General features: G+C 68.9%; 20 protein-coding genes. 10 read left to right on the forward strand and 10 right to left on the reverse strand.

Annotated features, from left to right (window positions below; translation table 11 throughout):
• Positions 1-369 precede the first annotated feature (369 nt).
• Positions 370-1,758 (forward strand): amino acid permease, encoded by a 1,389-nt coding sequence (locus J7024_RS22100; protein ID WP_234745504.1) that lies wholly within the window; start codon positions 370-372, stop codon positions 1,756-1,758.
• Positions 1,759-1,766: 8 nt separating this feature from the next.
• Here the strand turns inward: J7024_RS22100 and J7024_RS22105 are convergent, their stop codons facing one another.
• Positions 1,767-2,501, reverse strand: a complete 735-nt coding sequence (locus J7024_RS22105; protein WP_124897543.1) for a TetR/AcrR family transcriptional regulator — start codon at positions 2,499-2,501, stop codon at positions 1,767-1,769.
• A gap of 52 nt (positions 2,502-2,553) precedes the next feature.
• On the opposite strand from J7024_RS22105, the gene shc reads away from it, so the two are divergent.
• Entirely contained in the window at positions 2,554-4,620 is a 2,067-nt protein-coding gene (shc, locus tag J7024_RS22110; RefSeq protein WP_175751502.1) for a squalene--hopene cyclase, read from the forward strand.
• An 81-nt stretch (positions 4,621-4,701) separates the two neighbouring features.
• Here the strand turns inward: shc and J7024_RS22115 are convergent, their stop codons facing one another.
• The gene (locus J7024_RS22115; protein ID WP_124897541.1) at positions 4,702-5,616 is read right to left on the reverse strand and encodes a LysR substrate-binding domain-containing protein; all 915 of its coding nucleotides are present in this window, start codon (positions 5,614-5,616) and stop codon (positions 4,702-4,704) included.
• Between the two features lie 149 nt (positions 5,617-5,765).
• On the opposite strand from J7024_RS22115, the gene J7024_RS22120 reads away from it, so the two are divergent.
• From J7024_RS22120 to J7024_RS22135, 4 genes are read left to right on the forward strand one after another with little or no spacing between them, the layout of a single operon-like run.
• Entirely contained in the window at positions 5,766-6,890 is a 1,125-nt protein-coding gene (locus tag J7024_RS22120) for an NAD(P)/FAD-dependent oxidoreductase (protein ID WP_175751504.1), read from the forward strand.
• Positions 6,883-7,182, forward strand: coding sequence for a (2Fe-2S)-binding protein (locus tag J7024_RS22125; protein ID WP_124897539.1), 300 nt, complete (start codon positions 6,883-6,885; stop codon positions 7,180-7,182). The genes J7024_RS22120 and J7024_RS22125 overlap by 8 nt, the downstream gene beginning before the upstream one ends.
• On the forward strand, positions 7,179-8,615 hold the full coding sequence (locus J7024_RS22130; RefSeq protein WP_124897538.1) for an FAD/NAD(P)-dependent oxidoreductase: 1,437 nt from the start codon (positions 7,179-7,181) through the stop codon (positions 8,613-8,615). The genes J7024_RS22125 and J7024_RS22130 overlap by 4 nt, the downstream gene beginning before the upstream one ends.
• A 49-nt stretch (positions 8,616-8,664) precedes the next feature.
• Entirely contained in the window at positions 8,665-9,453 is a 789-nt protein-coding gene (locus J7024_RS22135; RefSeq protein ID WP_124897537.1) for an ABC transporter substrate-binding protein, read from the forward strand.
• Positions 9,454-9,553: 100 nt separating this feature from the next.
• Here the strand turns inward: J7024_RS22135 and J7024_RS22140 are convergent, their stop codons facing one another.
• The 4 genes from J7024_RS22140 to J7024_RS22155 all read right to left on the reverse strand — a co-directional run bounded on the left by J7024_RS22140 (position 9,554) and on the right by J7024_RS22155 (position 13,030).
• Positions 9,554-10,216, reverse strand: a complete 663-nt coding sequence (locus J7024_RS22140; RefSeq protein ID WP_124897536.1) for an ankyrin repeat domain-containing protein — start codon at positions 10,214-10,216, stop codon at positions 9,554-9,556.
• Positions 10,217-10,308: 92 nt separating this feature from the next.
• The gene (gene ampC, locus J7024_RS22145; protein ID WP_124897535.1) at positions 10,309-11,478 is read right to left on the reverse strand and encodes a class C beta-lactamase; all 1,170 of its coding nucleotides are present in this window, start codon (positions 11,476-11,478) and stop codon (positions 10,309-10,311) included.
• Positions 11,479-11,658: 180 nt separating this feature from the next.
• Positions 11,659-12,471, reverse strand: coding sequence for an alpha/beta fold hydrolase (locus J7024_RS22150; protein WP_175751509.1), 813 nt, complete (start codon positions 12,469-12,471; stop codon positions 11,659-11,661).
• A gap of 100 nt (positions 12,472-12,571) precedes the next feature.
• Entirely contained in the window at positions 12,572-13,030 is a 459-nt protein-coding gene (locus tag J7024_RS22155) for a hypothetical protein (RefSeq protein WP_124897533.1), read from the reverse strand.
• A gap of 269 nt (positions 13,031-13,299) precedes the next feature.
• Here J7024_RS22155 and J7024_RS22160 point away from each other — a divergent pair, with 269 nt between their 5' ends.
• Positions 13,300-13,509: a hypothetical protein gene (locus tag J7024_RS22160; protein ID WP_175751500.1), complete on the forward strand. Its 210-nt coding sequence runs from the start codon at positions 13,300-13,302 to the stop codon at positions 13,507-13,509.
• Between the two features lie 150 nt (positions 13,510-13,659).
• Here the strand turns inward: J7024_RS22160 and J7024_RS22165 are convergent, their stop codons facing one another.
• Both J7024_RS22165 and J7024_RS22170 read right to left on the reverse strand, forming a co-directional pair.
• Complete coding sequence (locus tag J7024_RS22165; protein ID WP_175770518.1) at positions 13,660-14,847, reverse strand: YncE family protein; 1,188 nt, start codon at positions 14,845-14,847, stop codon at positions 13,660-13,662.
• A gap of 151 nt (positions 14,848-14,998) precedes the next feature.
• Entirely contained in the window at positions 14,999-16,177 is a 1,179-nt protein-coding gene (locus J7024_RS22170; protein WP_124897531.1) for a multidrug effflux MFS transporter, read from the reverse strand.
• Positions 16,178-16,315: 138 nt separating this feature from the next.
• Here J7024_RS22170 and J7024_RS22175 point away from each other — a divergent pair, with 138 nt between their 5' ends.
• On the forward strand, positions 16,316-17,185 hold the full coding sequence (locus tag J7024_RS22175) for a LysR family transcriptional regulator (protein WP_124897530.1): 870 nt from the start codon (positions 16,316-16,318) through the stop codon (positions 17,183-17,185).
• 207 nt (positions 17,186-17,392) lie between these two features.
• Here J7024_RS22175 and J7024_RS22180 read toward each other — a convergent pair whose 3' ends face one another.
• Complete coding sequence (locus tag J7024_RS22180) at positions 17,393-18,805, reverse strand: coniferyl aldehyde dehydrogenase (protein WP_234745505.1); 1,413 nt, start codon at positions 18,803-18,805, stop codon at positions 17,393-17,395.
• Positions 18,806-18,928: 123 nt separating this feature from the next.
• Between J7024_RS22180 and J7024_RS22185 the strand changes: the two genes are divergently transcribed.
• Both J7024_RS22185 and J7024_RS22190 read left to right on the forward strand, forming a co-directional pair.
• Positions 18,929-19,576, forward strand: coding sequence for a TetR/AcrR family transcriptional regulator (locus J7024_RS22185; protein WP_124897528.1), 648 nt, complete (start codon positions 18,929-18,931; stop codon positions 19,574-19,576).
• A gap of 75 nt (positions 19,577-19,651) precedes the next feature.
• Positions 19,652-20,335, forward strand: a complete 684-nt coding sequence (locus tag J7024_RS22190) for a type 1 glutamine amidotransferase domain-containing protein (protein WP_124897527.1) — start codon at positions 19,652-19,654, stop codon at positions 20,333-20,335.
• A gap of 116 nt (positions 20,336-20,451) precedes the next feature.
• Here the strand turns inward: J7024_RS22190 and J7024_RS22195 are convergent, their stop codons facing one another.
• Positions 20,452-21,702 carry a saccharopine dehydrogenase family protein gene (locus J7024_RS22195; RefSeq protein ID WP_124897526.1) on the reverse strand — a complete coding sequence of 417 codons (1,251 nt, stop codon included), beginning with the start codon at positions 21,700-21,702 and terminating at the stop codon, positions 20,452-20,454.
• Between the last annotated feature and the right edge of the window lie 35 nt (positions 21,703-21,737).

Here is a 21,737-nt window from a genome sequence, read left to right on the forward strand (position 1 = left end):
TGTGCCGACGATCGAACTGGCCGGCGGCTCGGTGCGCTGCATGCTCGCGGGCATTCATCTCGCGCGGCGTCACGGCTGAGTCGCGCCGCGCTCGCCCGTCGTGACCGTGCAGACATCAGCGGATATCGGCGCCGTAGCACAAACCGCCGATCGGCCTCGGCAGTTTGCGCATCGGCGCTCGCCATCCGGCAGGTTTGCTCACTGTCCATTGGCGCAGCTCTTCGAAATAATCGCTGCACGACACGGCAGATGACGGACGCGACCCGTCGCATCCGCCGAAGGTCATTCATCCCCTCACCCATCCCAACACACAACAGCTGCATCCGGCGAGCGTGCGTCGCCGGTACCGCGGCAATGAACGGAGACAACATGTCGCAACGGCAAGCATCGCTGCATCGCGGACTCGAGGAGCGCCACGTCAGCCTGATGGCGCTCGGCACGGCCATCGGCGTCGGGCTGTTTCTCGGCTCGGGCAGCGCCATCACGACCTCCGGGCCGGCGATCCTGCTCAGCTACACATTCGCGGGTGTCGCGATCTTCATCATCATGCGCGCGCTCGGCGAAATGGCGATCACGAACCCCGTCGCGGGGTCGTTCAGCCGCTACGCGCAGGACTATCTCGGCCCGCTGACCGGCTATCTGACGGGCTGGACCTACTGGCTCACCGCGCTCGTCGGCAGCATGTGCGAGATCACCGCGGCCGGGGTCTACATGCACATCTGGTTTCCGCACGTACCGACGTGGATCTGGACGCTCGCCGCGCTCGCGTCGGTGACCGCGGTCAACTTCATCGCGGTACGCGCATACGGGGAGTTCGAGTTCTGGTTCGCGCTGATCAAGGTCGTGACGATCGTGCTGATGATCGTCGCCGGCGCCGGCATGATCGTCTTCGGCATCGGTAATGGCGGCATCGCCACCGGCATCTCGAACCTGTGGTCGCACGGCGGTTTCATGCCCAACGGTATCGCAGGCGTGCTGAAGGCGTTACCAATGGTCATGTTCGCATATCAGGGCATCGAGATGCTCGGCATTACCGCCGGTGAAGCGCGCAACCCCGAGAAAACGCTATCGCGCGCGGTGAACTCGGTGTTCTGGCGCGTGCTGATCTTCTATGTCGGCGCGCTGTTCGTGATCATGTCGATCTATCCGTGGAACCAGATCGGCACGCAGGGCAGCCCGTTCGTCCTGACCTTCGATCGCCTCGGCATTCATTCGGCCGCGGGTATCATCAACTTCGTCGTGCTGACCGCTGCGCTGTCGTCGTGCAACAGCAATCTGTACGGGACTTCCCGGCTTCTCTACAATCTCGCGCTCCAGAAGCAGGCACCGAAGATGTTCGCCCGCATCTCGGGCAACGGCATTCCGGCGGTCGCACTGACGTTCTCCTGCGCGTGCTCGCTGCTCGGCGTGCTGCTCAACTACATGAGCCCGAAGCACGTATTCGTCTGGCTGACGGCCGTGTCGACGTTCGGCGCATTGTGGACGTGGGGCGTCATCCTGGTTTCCCACTACCGGTTCCGAAAGACGCTTTCCGCCGCCGAGATCGCGAAGCTGCCGTGCCGGGTGCCGTTCTTCCCGTCGGCCAACGTGGCCGCGCTCGCGTTCCTGCTGATCGTCGTGACGCTGATGGCCGCGTTTCCCGCGACGCGCATCGCGGTGGTCGTCGGTCCGCTCTGGATCGCGCTCGTCATGTGCGTGTTCTTCATGACGAAGACGCAGCGGATGCCCACGCAACTTGGCGCGTCGTCGCTCGACTGAAACCGCGCTCAGCCCCGTCGGCCGCCGCGCGTCCCCTTGCGCGCGGCGGCCGGCGGCGCGCCCCCGCTCATCCGGTCCAGTTGCCGGACGATCTCCGCGCGCAGCTCGGCCGAAATCTCGACACTGTCGAGCAGCTCCGAGATCCACAGCCCGTCGGCCGCGAGCCGGCAGATCATCAGCGTCGCCGCCTGCTCGAGCGGCACCGGGTCCGGGCGCGTCCACTCGCGCATCGGCACCGACCAGCGCGCGCGCGTCTCCTGTTCGGTAATCATCGAAGCGACCAGCACGCGCAGCACGTCGGTACTCGCCGCCGGCTGCGCCGTGTCCAGCACCGCATGCAGATATGCGCGCGCCGCCGCCCCTTCGCCGTGCGGATCGGCCGCCCGGCGCGCTTCCATCTGCGTCGCGAAACGCTCGGTCGCCTGCCCGAACAACGCATCGAGCAACCCCTGCTTGTTCGCGAAGTGATATTGCAGCGCGCCTTTCGTGACGCCCGCACGCTCGGCCACCGCGTCAAGCGTCAACGCGGTCACGCCGTGATGGGTCGCGATTTCCGATGCGGCCGCCAGCAACTGCGCGCGCACCTGTTCAGGCGCCTTTTTTCGCCGCACGCCGACGGCGGCAGAAGCAGCGGCCGCGGCAGCAGGCGCTTCCCGGGCGTCGGCGCGCCGCGCGCCGGCCGGTTCGGCCGATTCGTCGGGCACGGCTGCGTCATGCAAGGCGGGTTCGAGGCGTTTTTTCATGGGGGCGATGGTAGCACCCGCGGTCTCGATATAAACATTCCGTCTGGATGGTATGATCCGCCGCATGAACAGACCCGCCTCTTCCCCCTGGTCCGCGCTCGACACCGCGATCGCCCGTGGACGCGACGCGCTCGCGCGTCTTCAGCAGCCCGACGGCAGCTGGTGTTTCGAACTCGAATCGGATGCGACGATCACCGCGGAATACATCCTGATGATGCATTTCATGGACCGGATCGACAATGCGCGCCAGGAAAGGATGGCCCGCTACCTGCGCGCGATCCAGCGGCTCGACACGCATGGCGGATGGGATCTGTACGTCGACGGCGCCCCGGACGTGTCGTGCAGCGTGAAGGCGTACTTCGCGCTGAAGGCGGCCGGCGACAGCGAGCATGCGCCGCACATGGTCCGCGCCCGCGATGCAATCCTGAAGCTCGGCGGCGCGGCGCGCTCGAACGTGTTCACGCGCATCCTGCTCGCGACGTTCGGCCAGGTGCCGTGGCGCGCGGCGCCGTTCATGCCGGTCGAATTCGTGCTGTTCCCGAAGTGGGTGCCGATCTCGATGTACAAGGTCGCGTACTGGGCGCGCACGACGATGGTGCCGCTGCTTGTGCTGTGCTCGCTGAAGGCGCGTGCGCGCAATCCGCGCAACATCGCGATCCCCGAGCTGTTCGTCACGCCGCCCGACCAGGAGCGCCATTACTTTCCGCCCGCGCGCGGGATGCGCCGCGCGTTCCTCGCGCTCGACCGCCTGGTGCGCCATGTCGAGCCGCTGCTGCCGAAACGCCTGCGGCAACGCGCGATCCGGCATGCGGAAACGTGGTGCGCGGAACGCATGAACGGCGAGGACGGGCTCGGCGGGATTTTTCCGCCGATCGTGTACAGCTATCAGATGATGGACGTGCTCGGCTATCCGGAAGATCATCCGCTGCGCCGCGACTGCGAGCACGCACTGGAGAAGCTGCTGGTCACGCGGCCCGACGGCAGCGTGTACTGCCAGCCGTGCCTGTCACCGGTATGGGATACCGCGTGGAGCACGATGGCGCTCGAACAGGCGCGCGGCGTGGCCGCGGCGGAGGCCGGCGAGCCGGCGGCGGCGCATGAACTCGACGAGCACATCGCGCGCGCCTACGACTGGCTGGCCGGGCGCCAGGTCAACGACCTGCGCGGCGACTGGATCGAGAACGCGCCCGCCGACACGCAACCGGGCGGCTGGGCATTCCAGTACGCGAACCCGTACTACCCCGACATCGACGACAGCGCGGTCGTCACCGCGATGCTCGATCGCCGCGGCCGCACGCATCGCAACGCGGACGGCTCGCATCCGTATGCGGCACGCGTCGCGCGCGCGCTCGACTGGATGCGCGGGCTGCAATCGCGCAACGGCGGCTTCGCGGCGTTCGACGCAAACTGCGATCGCCTGTACCTGAACGCGATCCCGTTCGCCGATCACGGCGCACTGCTCGATCCGCCGACCGAGGACGTGTCCGGCCGCGTGCTGCTGTGCTTCGGCGTCACGCGGCGCGCGGACGATCGTGCGTCGCTCGCGCGCGCGATCGACTACGTGAAGCGCACCCAGCGGCCGGACGGCAGCTGGTGGGGACGCTGGGGCACGAACTACCTGTACGGCACCTGGAGCGTGCTCGCGGGCCTCGCGCTCGCCGGCGAGGACGCATCGCAGCCGTACATCGCGCGCGCACTCGCCTGGTTGCGAGCGCAACAGCATGCGGACGGCGGCTGGGGCGAGACGAACGACAGCTACATCGACCCGGCGCTCGCCGGCACCAATGGCGGCGAAAGCACGTCGAACTGCACCGCGTGGGCGCTGCTCGCGCAGATGGCGTTCGGCGACTGCGAGTCCGACTCGGTGAAGCGCGGCATCGCGTATCTGCAATCGGTGCAGCAGGACGACGGCTTCTGGTGGCACCGCTCGCACAATGCGCCGGGCTTTCCGCGCATCTTCTACCTGAAGTATCACGGCTATACCGCGTACTTTCCGCTATGGGCGCTCGCGCGCTATCGGCGGCTGGCCGGCGCGAAGGATGCGGGCACCACCGCGTCGTCCGCGTCCGGCACGCCCGGCGTACCGGCCACACGCGCCACGGACAGCGCGCTTGCCTGAGCCGGAACCCCGGCCGAAACGGCAACGCGCCGGTAGGCCTCACGGCGCCCGGCGCGATCAGGACGACTTCCTCCTTCCTGCCTACGCATCGCGCGGCGCCCGCATCCGCGCAAACGCGTCCCGCAAGTCCGCACAGAACGCGTCGCCGATCATCGATAACGGCTGCGATGCTGACGTCACCAGATAGAAATGGTCGGGCACGGCGGGCTCGAACGGCTTGACGGCCACGCGTTGCCCCGCATACGCGGCCGTCACCGGATCGATCAACGCGACGCCCGCGCCGTTCGCGACGAACGCGACGATCGTCTGCGACAGTTGGGCCTCGATCGACAGCACACGCGACACGCCCGCCTCGACGAACACGCGATCGATCGCGCTGCGCGCCTCGAAGCTCGGCGGAAACGAAATGAACGGTTCGTCGCGCAGGTCGGCCGGCCGCACCACGCGCTTGCGCGCGAGCCGGTGTCCGCGCGGCACGATGCAGCACATCGCCGCTTCCGCGAGCCGTTCGCCGCGCACCGCCGGATGCGGCACGGGCTCGGCGATCAGCCCGACGTCGCACTGCCCCGACGCGACCTTGTCGACGACCGTGGACGCGCTGTGCGCGAGCAGCGTGATGTCGACGCCCGGATGCGCGCCCGAGAAGCGCGTGACGAGCTCCGGCAGCAGGTCGAGCGCGACGGCTGGCGAGCCGGCCACGCGCAGCGTGCCGCGCCGCATCGCGCGGATCTGCTCGGCGGCCTGCGCGACCCGGTCAAGCCCGACGAATGCGCGCTCGACCTCCTCGTACAGCACGCGCGCCTGCGCGGTCGGCGTGAAACGCCCCTGCTCGCGCTCGAACAGCACGAAGCCGACGCGATCCTCGAGATCGGCGATCAGCCGGCTCACCGCCGGCTGCGAGATATGCAGATCGCGTGCCGCGCGCGTGACGGTATGGCGCTGCATCACCGCGCGGAACGCTTCGATCTGACGAATCCTCAGCGAAGGCGTGGTCATAACATTGGATTATGGCTCGTTGATCAAGCTGTATTGGACAGTCTATTTTGCCTGCCCGAACATCGGTTCCGCAACGCTATAGAAGCCAGGAACCGCGCCATCATGGCCCATAACACGCAGAAATCGACCCACCACCACCGGAGCCGCACATGACCGTGCGCCGCTTCGACGTCGTCGTGGCCGGCGGCGGTCTCGTCGGCATGGCCCTCGCGTGGGGCATCGCGCGGCTTGGCAAGCGCGTTGCCGTGTGCGACGGCGACGACATCGCGTTTCGCGCGGCGCGCGGCAACTTCGGGCTGGTGTGGGTGCAGGGCAAGGGCGGACGCTGCCTGCCCTATGCGCGCTGGTCGCGCGAATCGTCCGGGCGCTGGCGCGCATTCGCCGCGCAATTGCAGCGCGAGACCGGCGTGGACTGCGGATTCGAACGCCCGGGCGGGATCGAACTCTTCGAGCACGATGCCGAGCTGGAAAGCGCGGCCGCGCTGCTCGAATCGCTGCACCGGCAGGACGCGGCGCTGTCGTACGACGTGCTCGATCCGGCTGCGCTGCGCAAGCGGATTCCGGCCGCGTCGCCGGCACTGGCCGGCGCGCTGTGGTCGCCGAACGACGGTCACGCGAATCCGCTCTACACGCTGCGCGCGATGCTGCAGGCGTTTGTGCAAAACGGCGGCGTGTACTTGCCGCGCAACGCGGTCAGCGAGATTCGCCCGCGCGCCGGGCGCTTCGAGATCGAGACGCGCGCGGGCCTGCTCGAAGCCGGTCGCGTGGTGCTCGCGGCCGGCCTCGACAACGCACGACTCGCGCCGATGGTCGACATGCTCGCGCCGATCTCGCCGCTGCGCGGCCAGATCATGGTCACCGAGCGCCTCGCGCCGTTTCTCGACTATCCGACGCTGGTCGTGCGCCAGACGCCGGAAGGCTCGGTGCTGCTCGGCGACTCGGCCGAAGACGTCGGCTTCGACGATGGCCAGACGCGCCCCGCGATGGTCGACATCGCGCGCCGCGCACGCACCGCGTTTCCGGCGCTCGCGCACGCACGCATCGTGCGCGCGTGGGGCGCGCTGCGCATCATGACGCCCGACGGCCTGCCCGTCTACGAGGCGTCGACGGCACACCCCGGCGCGTTCGTCGCGATCTGCCACAGCGGCGTGACGCTCGCGGCCGCGCATGCCGATCTCGTCGCGCCGTGGATCGCGGGCGACACCGCGCCCGCCGACCTGTCCGCCTTCACCACCGCGCGCTTTGCCGCACCCACGGATGCCCGGCATGTTTGAATCCATCGTTCCCTCCGCCGCGACGCTCGAGCGCGTGCGCATCCATATCGACGGCACGCCGCACGACGTGCCCGCGCATTACAGCGTCGCAGCCGCGATGCTCGCCGCCGGCGCCACGGCATGCCGCACGAGCGCGGTGAGCGGCACGCCGCGCGGCCCGTTCTGCATGATGGGCGTGTGCTTCGACTGTCTCGTCGAAGTCGACGGCGTGCCCAACGTGCAGGGCTGCATGACGCCCGTGCGCGACGGCATGCAGGTGCGCGCGATGCACGGCAAGGCGAGGCTCGCATGACGCGCCGCCAGTACGACCTGCTGATCGTCGGCGCCGGGCCGGCCGGGATGGCGGCAGCGGCTGCCGCGCGCCACGCGGGGCTGTCCGTCGTCGTCGCCGATGAAGGTCGCGCGCCCGGCGGCCAGATCTATCGCAACGTTGCGGACGCGCCCGCGACGCTCGCGCGATGGCTTGGCAAGGATTACGAAGCGGGCCGCGCGCTCGTCGACGGGCTGCTCGCGAGCGGCGCGCACTATCTGCCGCGCAGCACGGTGTGGCAGATCGCGTTCGAACCGGAACCGGTCGCGATGCTCACGCAAAGCGGCCCGTCGGGCGGCACGCTCGAGATCGGCGCGCGCGCGGTGCTGATTGCGACCGGCGCGCAGGAACGCCCGTGGCCGGTGCTCGGCTGGACCTTGCCCGGCGTGATGGGCGTCGGCGCCGCGCAGACGTTGCTGAAATCGTCGGGGCTCGCGCCATCGGCCGACACCGTGCTCGCGGGCAGCGGCCCGCTGCTGTGGCTGTTCGCCGCGCAGTTGCTGCATGCGGGCCGGCGCGTGCGCGCGCTGGTCGACACGACGCCGCGCGATGCATGGCGCCATGCGCTGCCGCACGCGCTGCCGGCGCTGCGCGGCATCGACTATCTGCTCAAGGGCTGGCGCATGCTGCGCACGGTGCGCGACGCCGGCATCCCGGTCTATCGCGGCGCGACCGACGTGCGCATCGACGGCGACGGTCGCGCGCAACACATTCGCTTTCTCGACGCGGACGGCATCGCGCAATCGCTCGACACGTCGCTCGTGCTGCTCCATCAGGGCGTGATTCCGTCGACGCAGCTCGCACGCTCGCTCGGCTGCGCGCACGCATGGGACGAACGCGCGGCATGCTGGCATCCGCAATGCGACGCCCGCGGGCGCAGCAGCGTCGCGCACGTCTGGATCGCCGGCGACGGCGCGGGCATCGGCGGCGCGCAGGCCGCGGCGCTCGCGGGCGAAGTGTCGGCGCTCGACATCGCGGCCGCGCTCGGCGCACTCGATCGTCAGGGACAAGGCGCACGCGAGCGCCCGGTGCTGCACGCGTTGCGCCGCCATCTCGCGGTCCGGCCGCTGCTCGATGCGTTGTACACGCCGCGCGCCGCATTGCGGCGCCCCGACGGCGACACGATCGTGTGCCGCTGCGAGGAAATCACGGCTGGCGAGATCCGGGAGCTCGCGGCGCTCGGCTGCCAGGGGCCGAACCAGATGAAGGCGTTCACGCGCTGCGGGATGGGGCCGTGCCAGGGACGCTGGTGCGGCACCACGGTCGGCGAACTGATCGCCGACGTGCAGCAGCGCGACGTCGACGACGTGGGTCACTACCGGATCCGCGCGCCGATCAAGCCGGTCACCGTCGGCGAGATGGCCGACGCACTCGAACTGTCGAACGATTTCCGGCGCGGCGAATTCCCGAGCTGACGCGCGGCCCGCACACCCCCACGCTAGTCCACACGAACGGAGCCTGATCATGAAGAACAAGACGCGCATCACGATACTGCTGTCCGCGGCCGCGATGGCCTTCGCGACGCTCGCCTCGGCGAAGGAATGGACGACGATCCGCATCGGCGTCGACCCCACCTATCCGCCGTTCGAATCGACCGCAACCGACGGCAGCGTCAAAGGATTCGACATCGATCTCGGCAACGCGCTGTGCACGAAGCTCAACGCGAAATGCGTATGGGTGTCGAGCAGCTTCGACGGGCTGATTCCGGGGCTGCAGGCGCGCAAGTTCGACGTGATCCTGTCGTCGATGGCCGCGACCGAACAGCGCCGCCAGCAGATCGACTTCACCGATCGCCTGTACCGCAACCAGACTCGGCTGATCGCGCGCACCGGCTCGGGGCTGCTGCCCGAGGCGACGAAGCTCGCGGGCAAGCGCATCGCGGTCGAGCAGGGGACGATCCAGGAAACCTATGCGCGCGAGAAATGGTCGGCGGCGAAGGTCGATGTGGTGCCGTATCCAAGCTACGACCAGGCGTATGCGGACCTCGCGACCGGGCGCGTCGACGGCGTGCTGATGGATGCGGTGCAGGGCCAGCTCGGCTTCCTGTCGACGCCGCGCGGCAAGGGCTTCTCGTTCGCGGGCGGCGTCGTGTTCGACCCGAAGATCATGGGCAACGGCGACGCGGCCGGCGTGCGCAAGGCGGATACCGACCTGCGCGACGCGCTGAACCGCGCAATCGCGCAGATCCGCAGCGACGGCACGTACGACAAGATCCAGTCGAAGTATTTCGACTTCGACATGTACGGGAATTGAGCGGCCCTTCAGCGGCACCCGGCCGGGCAATTTCACGGCGCCCCGGCGGGCGACGGTGCCGCTGTCGCCGCCGACATCGATCAGCGGGCTACCCGACACCTCATACGAACCCCTCTTCGACCAGCGTACAGCCGTTCGCCGTGATCGCGTGCCGCTGCCCCGAGCCGCCGGCCACCCGGCTCCAGCTTGCCGACACGAGCGTCGTTGCATCGCCGTCCGCCTGCAGCGCATAGGCGAACCCGCCATACATGCCCGGCACCGCGAACCACATGCGCGGCGCCTGCGCGTCGAATTCGAGCAGCGGTTCGAGTTCGGGCAAGCGCAGCGCATCGACGCGCAGGTGCGCGATGCGGCCGACGATCATCGCGTGAAAATGGCGCTGGATGTTCGTCAGCGTGTCGTGCGGCACGCTGCGCTTCGGCTGCGGCGTCAGCAGGTCGACGAGCGCGCGATGGCCGCGCGCGGCGGCGATATCGACCGGGCGCCGGCCCTGCGCATCGCGCAGCATGCGCCATGCGCCGAGCCGCAGCAGTTCGGCGACGACCGTCGGCGCCGCGCCGCCGTATGCGGCCTGATGCAGCGGCGCATGGAGCGACGTGCCGCCCGGCCGCGTCGCGTTGACGAGATCAGGCTCGCGCGCGGCGAGCGCCAGCATCGTCGCCCAGTCGCCGTTGCGTGCCGCGTCGGCCAGCGCGTGCCGGCTCGCGACATGTGCGGCGTCGAGCATGTCGGCGCTGATGATGCCATCCCAGACGAGACTCAAGCGATTGCCCTCCGTCGACCGGCGTCACGCGCATCGTGCGCCGGATAGCCCGCCCATCATAAGCACTTCCGCCCGGGCAGGCACGATGGACGTTACAGCCCGCCGGTCACGGACTCGACGATCCGGTATGCCGTCTTCACGCGATCCGCGATCGGAAAGCTGCGGTTCGCGAGCATCACGATCGCGACGCGCTTCGCGGGAACGAACGCGACATACGTACTGAAGCCGTTGGTCGAACCCGTCTTGTTGATCCACACGTCTTGGCGCGGCGCGAGCGGCGGCTCGAGTTCGGTCGCGGGCGTCGCGTCGAACAGCATCGCCGGCGCGTTGCCGTCGAGCAGCGTCGGCAGCGTGACCGGATACGGATACTGTTCCCAGATCAGGTCCTGCGTCAGCGGTCCCGCACGGAAATAGCCTGTGTGCGTGCGTTCGAGCGCGCGCTGCAGCCGCGGCGGCGTCTCGACGAGCCCCATGTTCGCCTGCACGAAGCGCAACAGGTCGGCCGCCGTCGTCCTGACGCCGTACGCCGGCTGCCACAGCATGCCGCCCGTCATCCGGATCGGCTTGCCATCCTGCGTATAACCCTGCGCGTAGTCGGCCCGGCGTGCGGCGGGCACGTCGATATACGTATGCATCATCCCGAGCGCGGGGAACAGTTGCTGCTCCATCAACACCGAGAAATCGCGGTGCATCGCCTTCGCGGTGAGCCGCCCGAGCATCCCGATCGCGACGTTCGAGTACGTGCGGCGCGTGCCCGGCGTGTATGCGGGCCGCCACGCGTCGAGATAGCGCATCAGTCCCGCATCGTCGCGCACGCTGTCAGGCACCTGCAGCGGCATGCCGCCCGGCGTGTGCGTGCCGAGTTCGAGCAGCGTCACGCCGCCGAACGGCTTGCCCTGCAGCGCGGGCAGATACTTGCCGGCCGGGTCCGACAGCGACAGCTCGCCGCTCTCCTGCGCATCGGACGCGAGCGTTGCGGTCAACGTCTTGCTGACGGAGCCGATCTCGAACAGCGTGTCGCCGGTCACGGGCTTGCCCGTTTGCGTCGACATCACGCCATAGTCGAACACGTACGGCTTGCCGTCGGCGACGACGCCGATCGCCATGCCCGGAATGGAGTACTGCTTCATCAGCGGCGCGACGTTGCGCGTCACGGTGTCGTGAATGTCGTCCTGCGTGGCGGCGGCCGCGCGGCCGGCCGTGGCAGCGGCGCACGCGGCGACGAGCAGCGTCGCGGCGATGCGTATCGCGTCGAATCGCATGGTTGCGGTTCCTTCGATGTCAGTGGTTTGCATGGGCGCCGGGCCCGATGCACCGCACGGCAAGGGCGGCGGGCCCGGCGAAGCAGGACTATCCACCGCCGGCCGCGCGCCAACAATCGATGATTTTTTGCGCGAACATAAAGAAAATCTTATGCAGCGAGTGAGTCGGCTTGCCGAGCGTCAACCCGGCAAGCGATCGAGAAAGGCGAGCATCGCGGTGTTGAACAGCGCGGGCCGCTGCAGCGGCGCGAAATGGCTGACGCCCGGCAGGATCGTCAGCGTCGCGCCCGGAATCGTGCGCGCGAGATACGACGCATGCTCGACGTGGATGAATTCATCGTGCTCGCCCTGCACGATCGCGACCGGCACGGCGATCGCCGCGAGGTCGGCCGTGCTGTAATCCGGTTGCGTGCGCATCATTTCGCCGACGGCCGCGACGAATGCATCGAACTGTTCGGGCGTTGCGGACAGTCGCGCGTAGTCCTTCCGGTGCCGCGCGAAGCAGCGCTCGATCAGCGGGCTCGGCACCATCTCCTTCGTGCCGCCCGGATCCATGTTGCACGCGAAGAAGAACACCCCGGCCGCACGATCCGGCGCACGGGCCGCCAGCACGAGCGCGATGCACGCACCGTCGCTCCAGCCGACGAAACGTGCGCGGCCGATGCGCAGCGCGTCGAGCACCGCGAGCACGTCCGAGGCCATGCGGTCATATGAATAGGGGGGGTCGTCGCGCGTGCTGCGGCCGTGACCGCGACTGTCGATCACGATCGCGCGATAGCCGGCCGCGAGCAGCGCCGGCACCTGGTTGCCCCAGTTGCCGCCGTGGCCGAGGCCGCCGTGCAGCAGCACGACCGGCGGGCCCTGGCCGAACGACGCGTGCCAAATGCGCGCGCCATCATGGTCCAGCCATCCTTCGGTGTCGGCCGGCGGCAGCGGCGTACCGCCTTGCGTGTCGAAGCGGACGAGGTCGTCGTCGGTGAATGACGCATTCATCGTTCTGCCGTCCTGTCGGGGAGAGACGTGCTTCCGATTGTAGTGCGCGTCGCGCGCGGTCATCCCGCGCCGGCACATGCGGCGTGGTGGCAGCCCGCCGTCAGGCCTGCGTCGACACCAGGCCACCGGACGTCGAGCCGCCCGTCTGCTCGATCGCCTGCGTGAGTTGCGCAATCGCCGTCGACAGCGCGGCCGAGATCGAACTGGCTTCCGCGCCAAGCGACTGCTGCTCGATCGCGGCGGCCGGATCGTTCTTCGCGCGCTGCCCGGCATTCGCCATTTGCTGCTGCAGTTGCGCGAGCTGTTTCTGCAAGCGCTCGATGAGCTGCTTCAATTGCGCGACCGCGGGATCCACCGCCGACGATCCCGACGCGCCCAGCGTCTGGCCCGCGGCGTCGGACGACGCGGCGCCGCTCGTCGGCGAGGACGCCGAGGCCGAGACCGTCGAGGTGGAGGAGGTGGTGGTCGACGTCGAGGCCGCCCCCGCGCCGGACGGGCTGGCGGTCGCATTGGCCGTGGTGAGCGGGGTTTGTGCGGCGGAAGAGAGATCGATCTGCATCGTGTCGGTCCGTCGTGAGTCTGCGACTCGTATCGGTTGATCGGGAATACCTTCCAATCGGTTTACGGCATTCGTCCGATGTAACTTTAGCGACGCTGAAATTCCCGAAGGGGCCAGATTGACGCTCCGATCGCGCTGGTAAAATCGCCGGCTGGCCTACCGACGCAACACGTCGGCTGCTCCCCGCAGCGCCGCACGGCACGTCCGTATCGGCGCCCGCCCGGTCGAGCACGAGCGCCAGGTCGTCCAGCGCCGGCACGTGGCGTGCCTTGCGCTCGCGTCGACCCGACGAAGCGACGGCCGGGCCGCGCACGCTCTTCATCACGCATCTCGAGGTACTCACGATGGCCCGCATCGGCGCCTTCTGCCTGACGACGTGGCTCGCCGCCGCGATTCTCTATTTCGGCCAGCACTCGGTCGCGATGATCGCGCTCAGCGGCGTGGTCGTGTTCGGCGGGTTCGACTTGCTGCGTCCGTAACCGCCTCCGGCGGCGCGCCGGCGCCCGATCCGCTCGCAGCGGCCTCTCGCGACCGCGCGCCGCCCCCCCGCCCCGTTCGCCACCGCAGACCCGCTCTCGCATGCACGAACCGGAACGACTCGCATGCCGTTCCGGCTCATGCGCAGCCCGTCACCGCGGCAACGTCCGCAACGACGACGGGCCGCCCGACAGCGCGATGCGCTTGCCCGTATCGCGCAGCTTGCCGCCTTCCACCGCATACAGTGCGAGTTGCCGCTCGACGTTGAACTGCACGATCACGTGCCTGCTGTCCGCCGTGAACACGATCCCCTGCGCGGCCTCGCCGCCGGGCACTGCGCTCGTCTGCACCGCACGGCCATCGCGGATCTCGAACAGCACCACCTTGCCGAGCGTGTGGCGGCCCGGGTTGTCGGGCGTCAGGTTCGAGCCGTCCATCGCCTGCACGGCGATCCACTTCCCGTTCGGCGAGATCGCGACGCCTTCCGGCAACGACGGCACCGTCAGGTACTGGACCGTGCGGAACGGCACGCGCGACACGTCGATCAGCGCGATCGAATCGGCATCGCCGGCGAGCGTGCCCGTGTAGCCCGGCAGCCCCGCGAGCCCGACGTTGCTGACCACCGCCCAGCGGTTGTCGCTCGACACGTCGATCGTGTAAGGCGCGACACCTGTGCCGAGCCGCGTACCGCTGTCGGTCACCTTGCCGTCGTCGACGTTCAGCACCGCGACGCCCTGCTCGTCGCGCAACGACACGAGCGCATGCTTGCCGTCGTGCGTGAAGCTGATCCCGGCGAGCCGCTTCTTGCCGATCTTCAGGTTGCCGTCGAGCGTGACGTGCGTCCCGTCGATCCGCAGGATCGACACGCTGCCATCGACGTTCGCGACGAGCGCGAGCCGGCCCGAGCGGTCGATCGCGATGCCTTGCGGATGCGTGCCGAGTTCGATGCGCGTGACGGCCGGCGGCGACGCGTCGAGATTCACGACCTGCAGGAACGTGTCGTACACGAGCTGCTTCGCACCCGGGTCGTAGCGCGTCGGCGCGCCGACCAGCACGACTTTCGCGTCGGGCGTGATCGCGACCGCCTGCGGCGGTCCCTGGATGCCGTTCTCGACGTCGACCTGAAGCGCGACCTTCGGCGGGAAGACGCTCGCGTCGAGCAGCGTCAGCGTATCGGCTGGCGGCGACGCGAGATAGGTATCGCGCCCTTCGACGCGCTGGTATTTGCCGTCGTTGCCGGACACGATCCAGTCGGATGCATGCGCGGCGACGGCGGTCGTGGCAAGCGTCAGCGCGGCGAGCAGGTGGGCGCGGCGAAGGCGAAAAGGGTTCGAATGCATGGTGGTCGGTTCTCCGGATCGGTTGCGGACGCAAGGAATGGCACGACCCTGCTGCTCGACGGGCCGATGCAGTCGCATGATGCACGAAAGCGCGCAAAACCGGCCTCGCGTACGCACGGCACCGTGACCGGCCCTGCTTCCCGCTCCCGCGTCACGCCGGATCGACCGAACGCGCGACCGGCGACCGCGAAACGCACGCCGCCAGTGCAACGAGCGACAGCACGAGGATCGACACCGTCAGCACCGTCCGGCCGGTGCCGGCCATTGCGCTGACACCCGTCGTGACCAGCGCCGCGCTGCCGATCTGGCAGAAGCCCACGAGCCCCGACGCGGTCGCCGCATGACCGTGCCGGCCCGCCACCGCACCGGATACGGCCAGCGACAGCGACGAACCGTTCGCAAGACTGACGATGCACATCGGCACGACGATCGCCGCGACGCCCGCGATCCCGCATGCGCTCGCGATGCCGAACGCCACGCCGCCGAGCACGAAACACGCGATACCGGCCGCGACGATGCGGTCGTACGGCCAGGAGTCGAGCAGCCGCTTCGCCGCGAAGTTCGCGACGATGATGCCGGCCGTCAGCGGCAGGTAGAGCCAGCCGCGGCGTGCCTCGTCCAGCCCCGCCGCCGCAAACAGAAACGGCGATTGCGTCAGATAGACGAACCATGCGCAGTAGATCGCACACACCAGTGCCGTATAGCGGCGAAACGCGGCATCGCGCAGTACGCGGCCGAACCCGGCGAACGGCGACGTGCGGGCGCGGGCATGCGCGGGGCGGGTTTCCGGCAGCAGCGCGAGCGTACTCGCGAGCGCGGCACCGCCGAATGCCGCGACGAACACGAAGTCGGCGCGCCAGCCGGCCCACGCGGCGAGATGCCCGCCGATCGCGGGCGCGAGCGCCGGCGACAGGGAAACCAGCGGATAGACCACTGCATAGACCTTCGCGGACACGCGTGTGTCGCAGGTGTCCGCGATCACGGCGCGGCCGATCACGAGCCCCGCCGCGGCGCCGGCCGCTTCCACCATGCGCCAGACGACGAACGCCGCGAAACTGCCGGCAGACGCGCAGCCGAGCGAGCCGCCGATATAGAGCAGGATGCCGGCCACCAGCACCGGCTTGCGGCCGTAACGATCGGACAGCGGCCCGTAAGCCAGTTGCGCGACGGCCAGCACGAGCAGGTACGCGGACACGGTCTGCGGCATCCGCCAGCCGGCGACGCCGAAATCGGCGGCCATGCCCGGCATCGCGGGCAGGTAGACGTCCGACGCGATGAGGCCGAATGCGCTCAGCATCGCGACGACGAGAATCAGGGAAAGACGCGGCATGACAAGGCTCCTCGCACGCCGGCCCGCCCGGCGCGCATGTGATTGAACTCAGGCGCCGCATGGTAGAGATCGGCCTGTCATGTGAAAATGCACGAAATCGCACGCCCTACCTGCAAATTCGCATCACCTCGGCACGACATGAACTGGGACGACGTTCGCATCTTTCTCGCCGCGCATCGCGCCGGCACCCTGCGCGGTGCGGCCGAGCAACTGGGCATCGACCAGACGACGGTCGGGCGCCGCCTCGGCGCGTTCGAGCGCACGCTGGGCAGCCGGCTGTTCCTGCGCACCACCGGCGGGCTCGTGCTGACCGACAGCGGTCGGCAGGTGCTCGACACCGCCGAGGGCATGGAGCGGCTGGCCGTGTCGTTCGAGCGGCGCAGCGAAGGCGCCGACGCGCGTGTGGCCGGCGAAGTGCGCGTGACCACGACCGATGCGCTGGCGGTCGATTTCGTGGTGCCGGCGATAGAACGCCTGCAGCAACGCCATCCCGACGTGCGCGTGCTCCTGAGCACGACGACGCGCGTCCTCGATCTCGCGCGGCGCGAGGCCGACATCGCGGTGCGCACGACGCGCCCCGACCAGCCCGACCTGATCGTGCGGCTGCTCGCGCGCTGGGACGTCGGGCTGTATGCGACGCGGCGCTATCTCGCGCGCTTCGGCGAGCCGCAGCCCGGCAGCCGCTTCGCGGGCCACGACATCGCGCGCTACCAGCCAGGCGTCACGCAACGGCAGCACGACACGCTCGCCGGTGAATCGGCCGCCGACGGACGCATCGTGGCCGAACTCGATTCGAGCCTGATGCTGGCCACGTTCGTGCGCGCCGGCCTCGCGCTCGGCGAGCTGCCCGCGTACCTCGCGCAACGCGATCCGGAACTGGTGCGCATCTGGCCCGAACGGCAGCGCGCGCAACCGTACGAGACATGGCTCGTGCTCCATCAGGATCTTGCCCGTACGGCGCGGGTACGCGTCGTCGTCGACGCGCTCGTCGAGACGTTCGCGCACTAACGACGCTGACGCCCGGCCGCGCGGCTTGCGCACGACTTGCGCGCGGCGGGTGATGCTGCGTCAACGCATCCACATCAGAGCGCGACGCCAACCGCGTGATCGACCGCGGTCGTATCGGCCGGCCCATGTCCGGCGTAGGCAGCCCATTCACCAGCAGCGTCTCGATCGCGTGCATGATCGCGGCGCGCCACGATCCGCGTGCGCCGCCTAGCGCCGCGATCCGAGCATCGTCGCCAGCGCGACGTCCGCGAGCTTGCCGAACGGCGCACGCAGCAGGCTCGGCAAATTCCAGCGCCCCTGCACGAACACGCCCTTCGCATGACTCATCGCGCGGAATCCTTCGATGCCGTGATACGCGCCCATCCCGCTCGGGCCGACGCCGCCGAACGGCAGATCCTCCTGTGCGACGTGCAGCAGCGTGTTGTTGATCCCGACGTTGCCCGACGTGGTGCGTTCGAGCACGGTCTTGCAGTCGGCGTCCATCGGGCCGAAGTAATAGAGTGCGAGCGGGCGCGGACGCGCGTTCACGTAGTCGATCGCGTCGCTGATCGTCCGGTACGTGCGCACCGGCAGGATCGGCCCGAAGATCTCTTCCTGCATCAACGCCGAGTCGTCGCTGGCACCGACCACCAGCATCGGCGCCAGCGTGCGCGGACGGCTGCCCGCGTTCCGCGGCGTGACGCCCGCCTCGATCACGCGCGCACCCTGCCTGCGTGCGTCGTCGACCAGCCCTGTCAGCCGGTCGTAATGCCGGTCGCTGACGATCGACGTGTAGTCGGCGCTCGTCGGGCCGTCCGGATAGAAGCGCGCGACCGTCGCGCCGTATCGCGCGACAAATGCGTCGAGGTCGTCTTCGTGCACGAGCGCGTAGTCCGGCGCGACGCAAGTCTGCCCGCCGTTCGACAGCTTGCCGAACACGATGCTCGACATTGCCCGGTCGTCGACATGCCCGCGCGCGACAATCACCGGACTCTTGCCGCCCAGTTCGAGCGTGACCGGCACCAGGTTGTCGCTGGCCGCCTTCATCACCTTGCGCCCCACCTGCGTGCTGCCCGTGAACAGCAGATGATCGAACGGCAAGCCGCTGAACGCGGCGCCGACCTCCGGCCCGCCGGATACGACCGCGACTTCCTCGCTCGGGAACGTGGCCTCGAGCATGCGCCGCATCACCTCGCTCGTGCGCGGCGTCAACTCCGACGGCTTGAGCATCGCACGGTTGCCGGCGGCGAGCGCGGTGGCCAGCGGTATGAACGTGAGCGCGAACGGATAATTCCACGGCGCCATCACGCCGACCACGCCGACCGGCTGGTATTCGACGCGCGCATGCCCGGCGCGATAGAACAGGCCGACGTGCCGGCGCTGCGGCTTCATGAAGCGACGCAGGTTGCGCGTCAGGTAGTCGATCGCCTGGACCACGCCGACGAGTTCCATGATCGCGGTCTCATGGCGCGAGCGGTTCCCGAAATCGGCACTGACCGCCTCTTCCACTTCGCGGCGATGCGCGAGCACCACGGCGCGCAGCCGCGCGAGCCGCGCCTTGCGCTGCGCAAGGCCCGGCGGCCCGTCCGCGATGAAAGCACTGCGCTGGCGGGCAAGCAACGCCGCCGGATCGATACTCAAGCTGGATTCTGCGGGAACGCCCATGTCGAACCTCATCGGTTTGAGTCAATGTAGACACTGTCAACTTGCGTGCCACGGATCATAGGATCACAATGTGTTCCATGTCAACATTGGAACCTCACGATGCCAGCTGACGCCGATGCCGGGCAGAAGACCTACCACCACGGGGATCTGCGTCGCGCGATCATCGACACGGCGCTCGACACGTTGCAGGAGCAACAGGGTTGGCAGTTCACGCTGCGCGAAATCGCGCGGCGCGCGAACGTCAGCCATTCCGCGCCATACCGCCATTTCCCGGACAAGGCCGCGCTGCTGCACGAACTCGCGCTGATCGGGTTCGATCGCCTGCGCGACGAACTCGCCGTCGCCATCGATGCCGCGTCGGACGCACCGACCGTGCTGCGCGCACTCGCCTACGCGCACCTCGCGTTCGGCCAGCGCCACCCCGATCTCTATCGCCTGATGTTCGCGGCCGATGCCGGCGACCCGTCGGACATCCACCGAGATCCGCGCACGCAAGCGCCTTTCCTGCTCGTCGTCGATTTGCTGGAACGCGGGCAGCAAGCCGGCACGATCCGTCCGCGTTCCGCGCTCGGCCAGGCGACCGCGTGCTGGGCGCATCTGCATGGCCTGACGATGCTCGCGATCGACGGGCGGCTGGTGCGCGAGAAAGTCGGCGATCATGCGATCGAGGATGCGCTGACGACCTTGCTCGACGGCCTCGTGCTGACCGACGAACCGCGACGAGCGAGCCGGTCGAAAAGATCTTGACCTTCAACTTTACTCAAAGGTTATGGTCTGCGTCAGAAACGGCCGCCGGTGGCCGATGAAAAGGAGGTCGCACCCATGACCAGGCGGATACTTCATGTCGTCAGCAACGTCGCGCACTACGCCGATCCGTCGCAGCCGACCGGGCTATGGCTGTCCGAGCTGACTCATGCGCATGACATCTTCGCGAAGAAGGGTTATGAGCAGCGGCTCGTGAGCCCCAGGGGCGGCGTGTCGCCGCTCGAGCCGCGCTCGCTCAAATGGCCGCACTCCGATGCCGCAACCAGGGCGTGGCGCGCCGACCGGGCCAACGAGGCGCTGCTCGCGCACACCGCGCGCCCCGACGAGATCGACCCGGCCGAATTCGATGCGATCTACTTCACGGGCGGCCACGCGGTGATGTGGGACTATCCGGACGATGCGGGCTTGCAGCGGCTCACGCGCGAAATCTACGAACGCGGCGGGATCGTGTCGTCGGTCTGTCACGGCTACTGCGGCCTGCTGAACACGACGCTGTCGGACGGCTCGCTGCTGGTCGCCGGACGCCGGATCACCGGCTACTCGTGGGTCGAGGAAGTGCTGGCCGGCGTCGCGAAGAAAGTGCCGTACAACGTCGAGGAAGCGATGCAGCAGCGCGGCGCGCGCTACGAGAAAGCGTGGCTGCCGTTCACGTCGAACGTCGTCGTCGACGGCCGCCTCGTGACCGGACAGAATCCGCAATCGGCGAAGGCGACGGCCGAGCAGGTCGTCGCGCTCCTGTAACGCGGCAGGCGGCGCGACGTACCCGCGACAACCCGCGCCCGACGCTCCGCCTACGCGCCGTTCGGGCGGCGCCGCACCGGCTTGTCCTGTATTTTCCGCTTCCTGTCGCAACGCGCTCAAAACAATTCGAAACGCATCCCGGCATGACGCACGAGGCGCTCGACGAAGCGCTCGTCGAACATCGTCGCGGGCGTCCAGAAGCCGCCGGGGCGCCCGGTCTTTTCGCCGCCGCCGGCCCGGTCCAGCGCGAGGCCGACGGCGGCCTGCCCCAGCATCTTGCCGGTGGAGCCGTAGCCGGGATCGCGATCGCCGGTGACTTTCACGCGCAGCGTCCGCCCGTCGTCGGCGCGGCCGAAGAAGCGCAGGTCGTAGCGGCCGGCCTGCTGCGCGGCGACGCTCGGCCCCTCGCCCGGCTTCGGCAGCAGGAAGCGCTCCATCAGGCCGCGCACCGGCTTGATCAGCACGCCCGCCATGAACGCGCCGAGGCCGGCCACCATCGTCAGCGCCGCGAGGCGGCCCTTCAGGCCCGTGCCCGTGATGACCGCTTCGTCATACGTGAAACGGCTGCCGTACGCGTAGCCCGCGAGCGCATTGGAGCGATGCACCACGCGCTCGTTGATCGCCGCCATCACGAACGGCGCGATCCACGTGCCGCCGTCGCGATCGAATTCCGCCGACCTGACCGCATGCTGCCGCACCGTGAAGCGATGATCCTTCGGGCACAGTGCATACGGATCGAGCAATTCGCGGCGCAACGCGGGATCGGCCGCGGCTTCGCGCACGACGTTGATCACGCTCGCGACCGTGCCGCCCGACGCGCCGCCCTTCAGCGTCCTGACGCGCATCTTCACCTGGGTGGCCGGCACGCCCCACTGCCGCCGCGCGTGCTGCTGCAGGAACAGCACGCCGAGATCGGACGGCACCGAGTCGAAGCCGCAGCAATGCACGATGCGCGCGCCCGATTGCCGGGCCGCCGGCTCGTATCGTTCGATCATCCGCTTGATCCACTGCGTCTCGCCGGTGAGGTCGCAGTAGTCCGTGCCGGTTTGCGCGCAGGTCCGGACCAGCGGCTCGCCATACAGCGCATACGGGCCGACGGTCGACACGACGACGCGCGTTTGCGCACACAACGCCCGCAATTGCGCTTCGTCCGCCGCGTCGGCGACGATGATCGGCAGCGCCTGCCCCGCGGCGCCCAACGAATCCCGGAGTTCCCGCAGCTTCGTTTCCGAGCGGCCGGCAAGCGCCCAGCGCAGCGTTTCACCGCTGCCCGGCAGGTATTCCGACAGGTAGCGGGTCAGGATCTGCCCGACGAAGCTGGTGGCGCCGAAGACGACGAGATCGAGAGCGGGGGCCGGCTGGGTCATCGACGCGTCCTCCGGAAAGGGGTGGCTACGGGCGG

The sequence above is a fragment of the Burkholderia sp. WTPI3 genome (genome assembly GCF_021483755.1).
Lineage (GTDB): Bacteria > Pseudomonadota > Gammaproteobacteria > Burkholderiales > Burkholderiaceae > Burkholderia.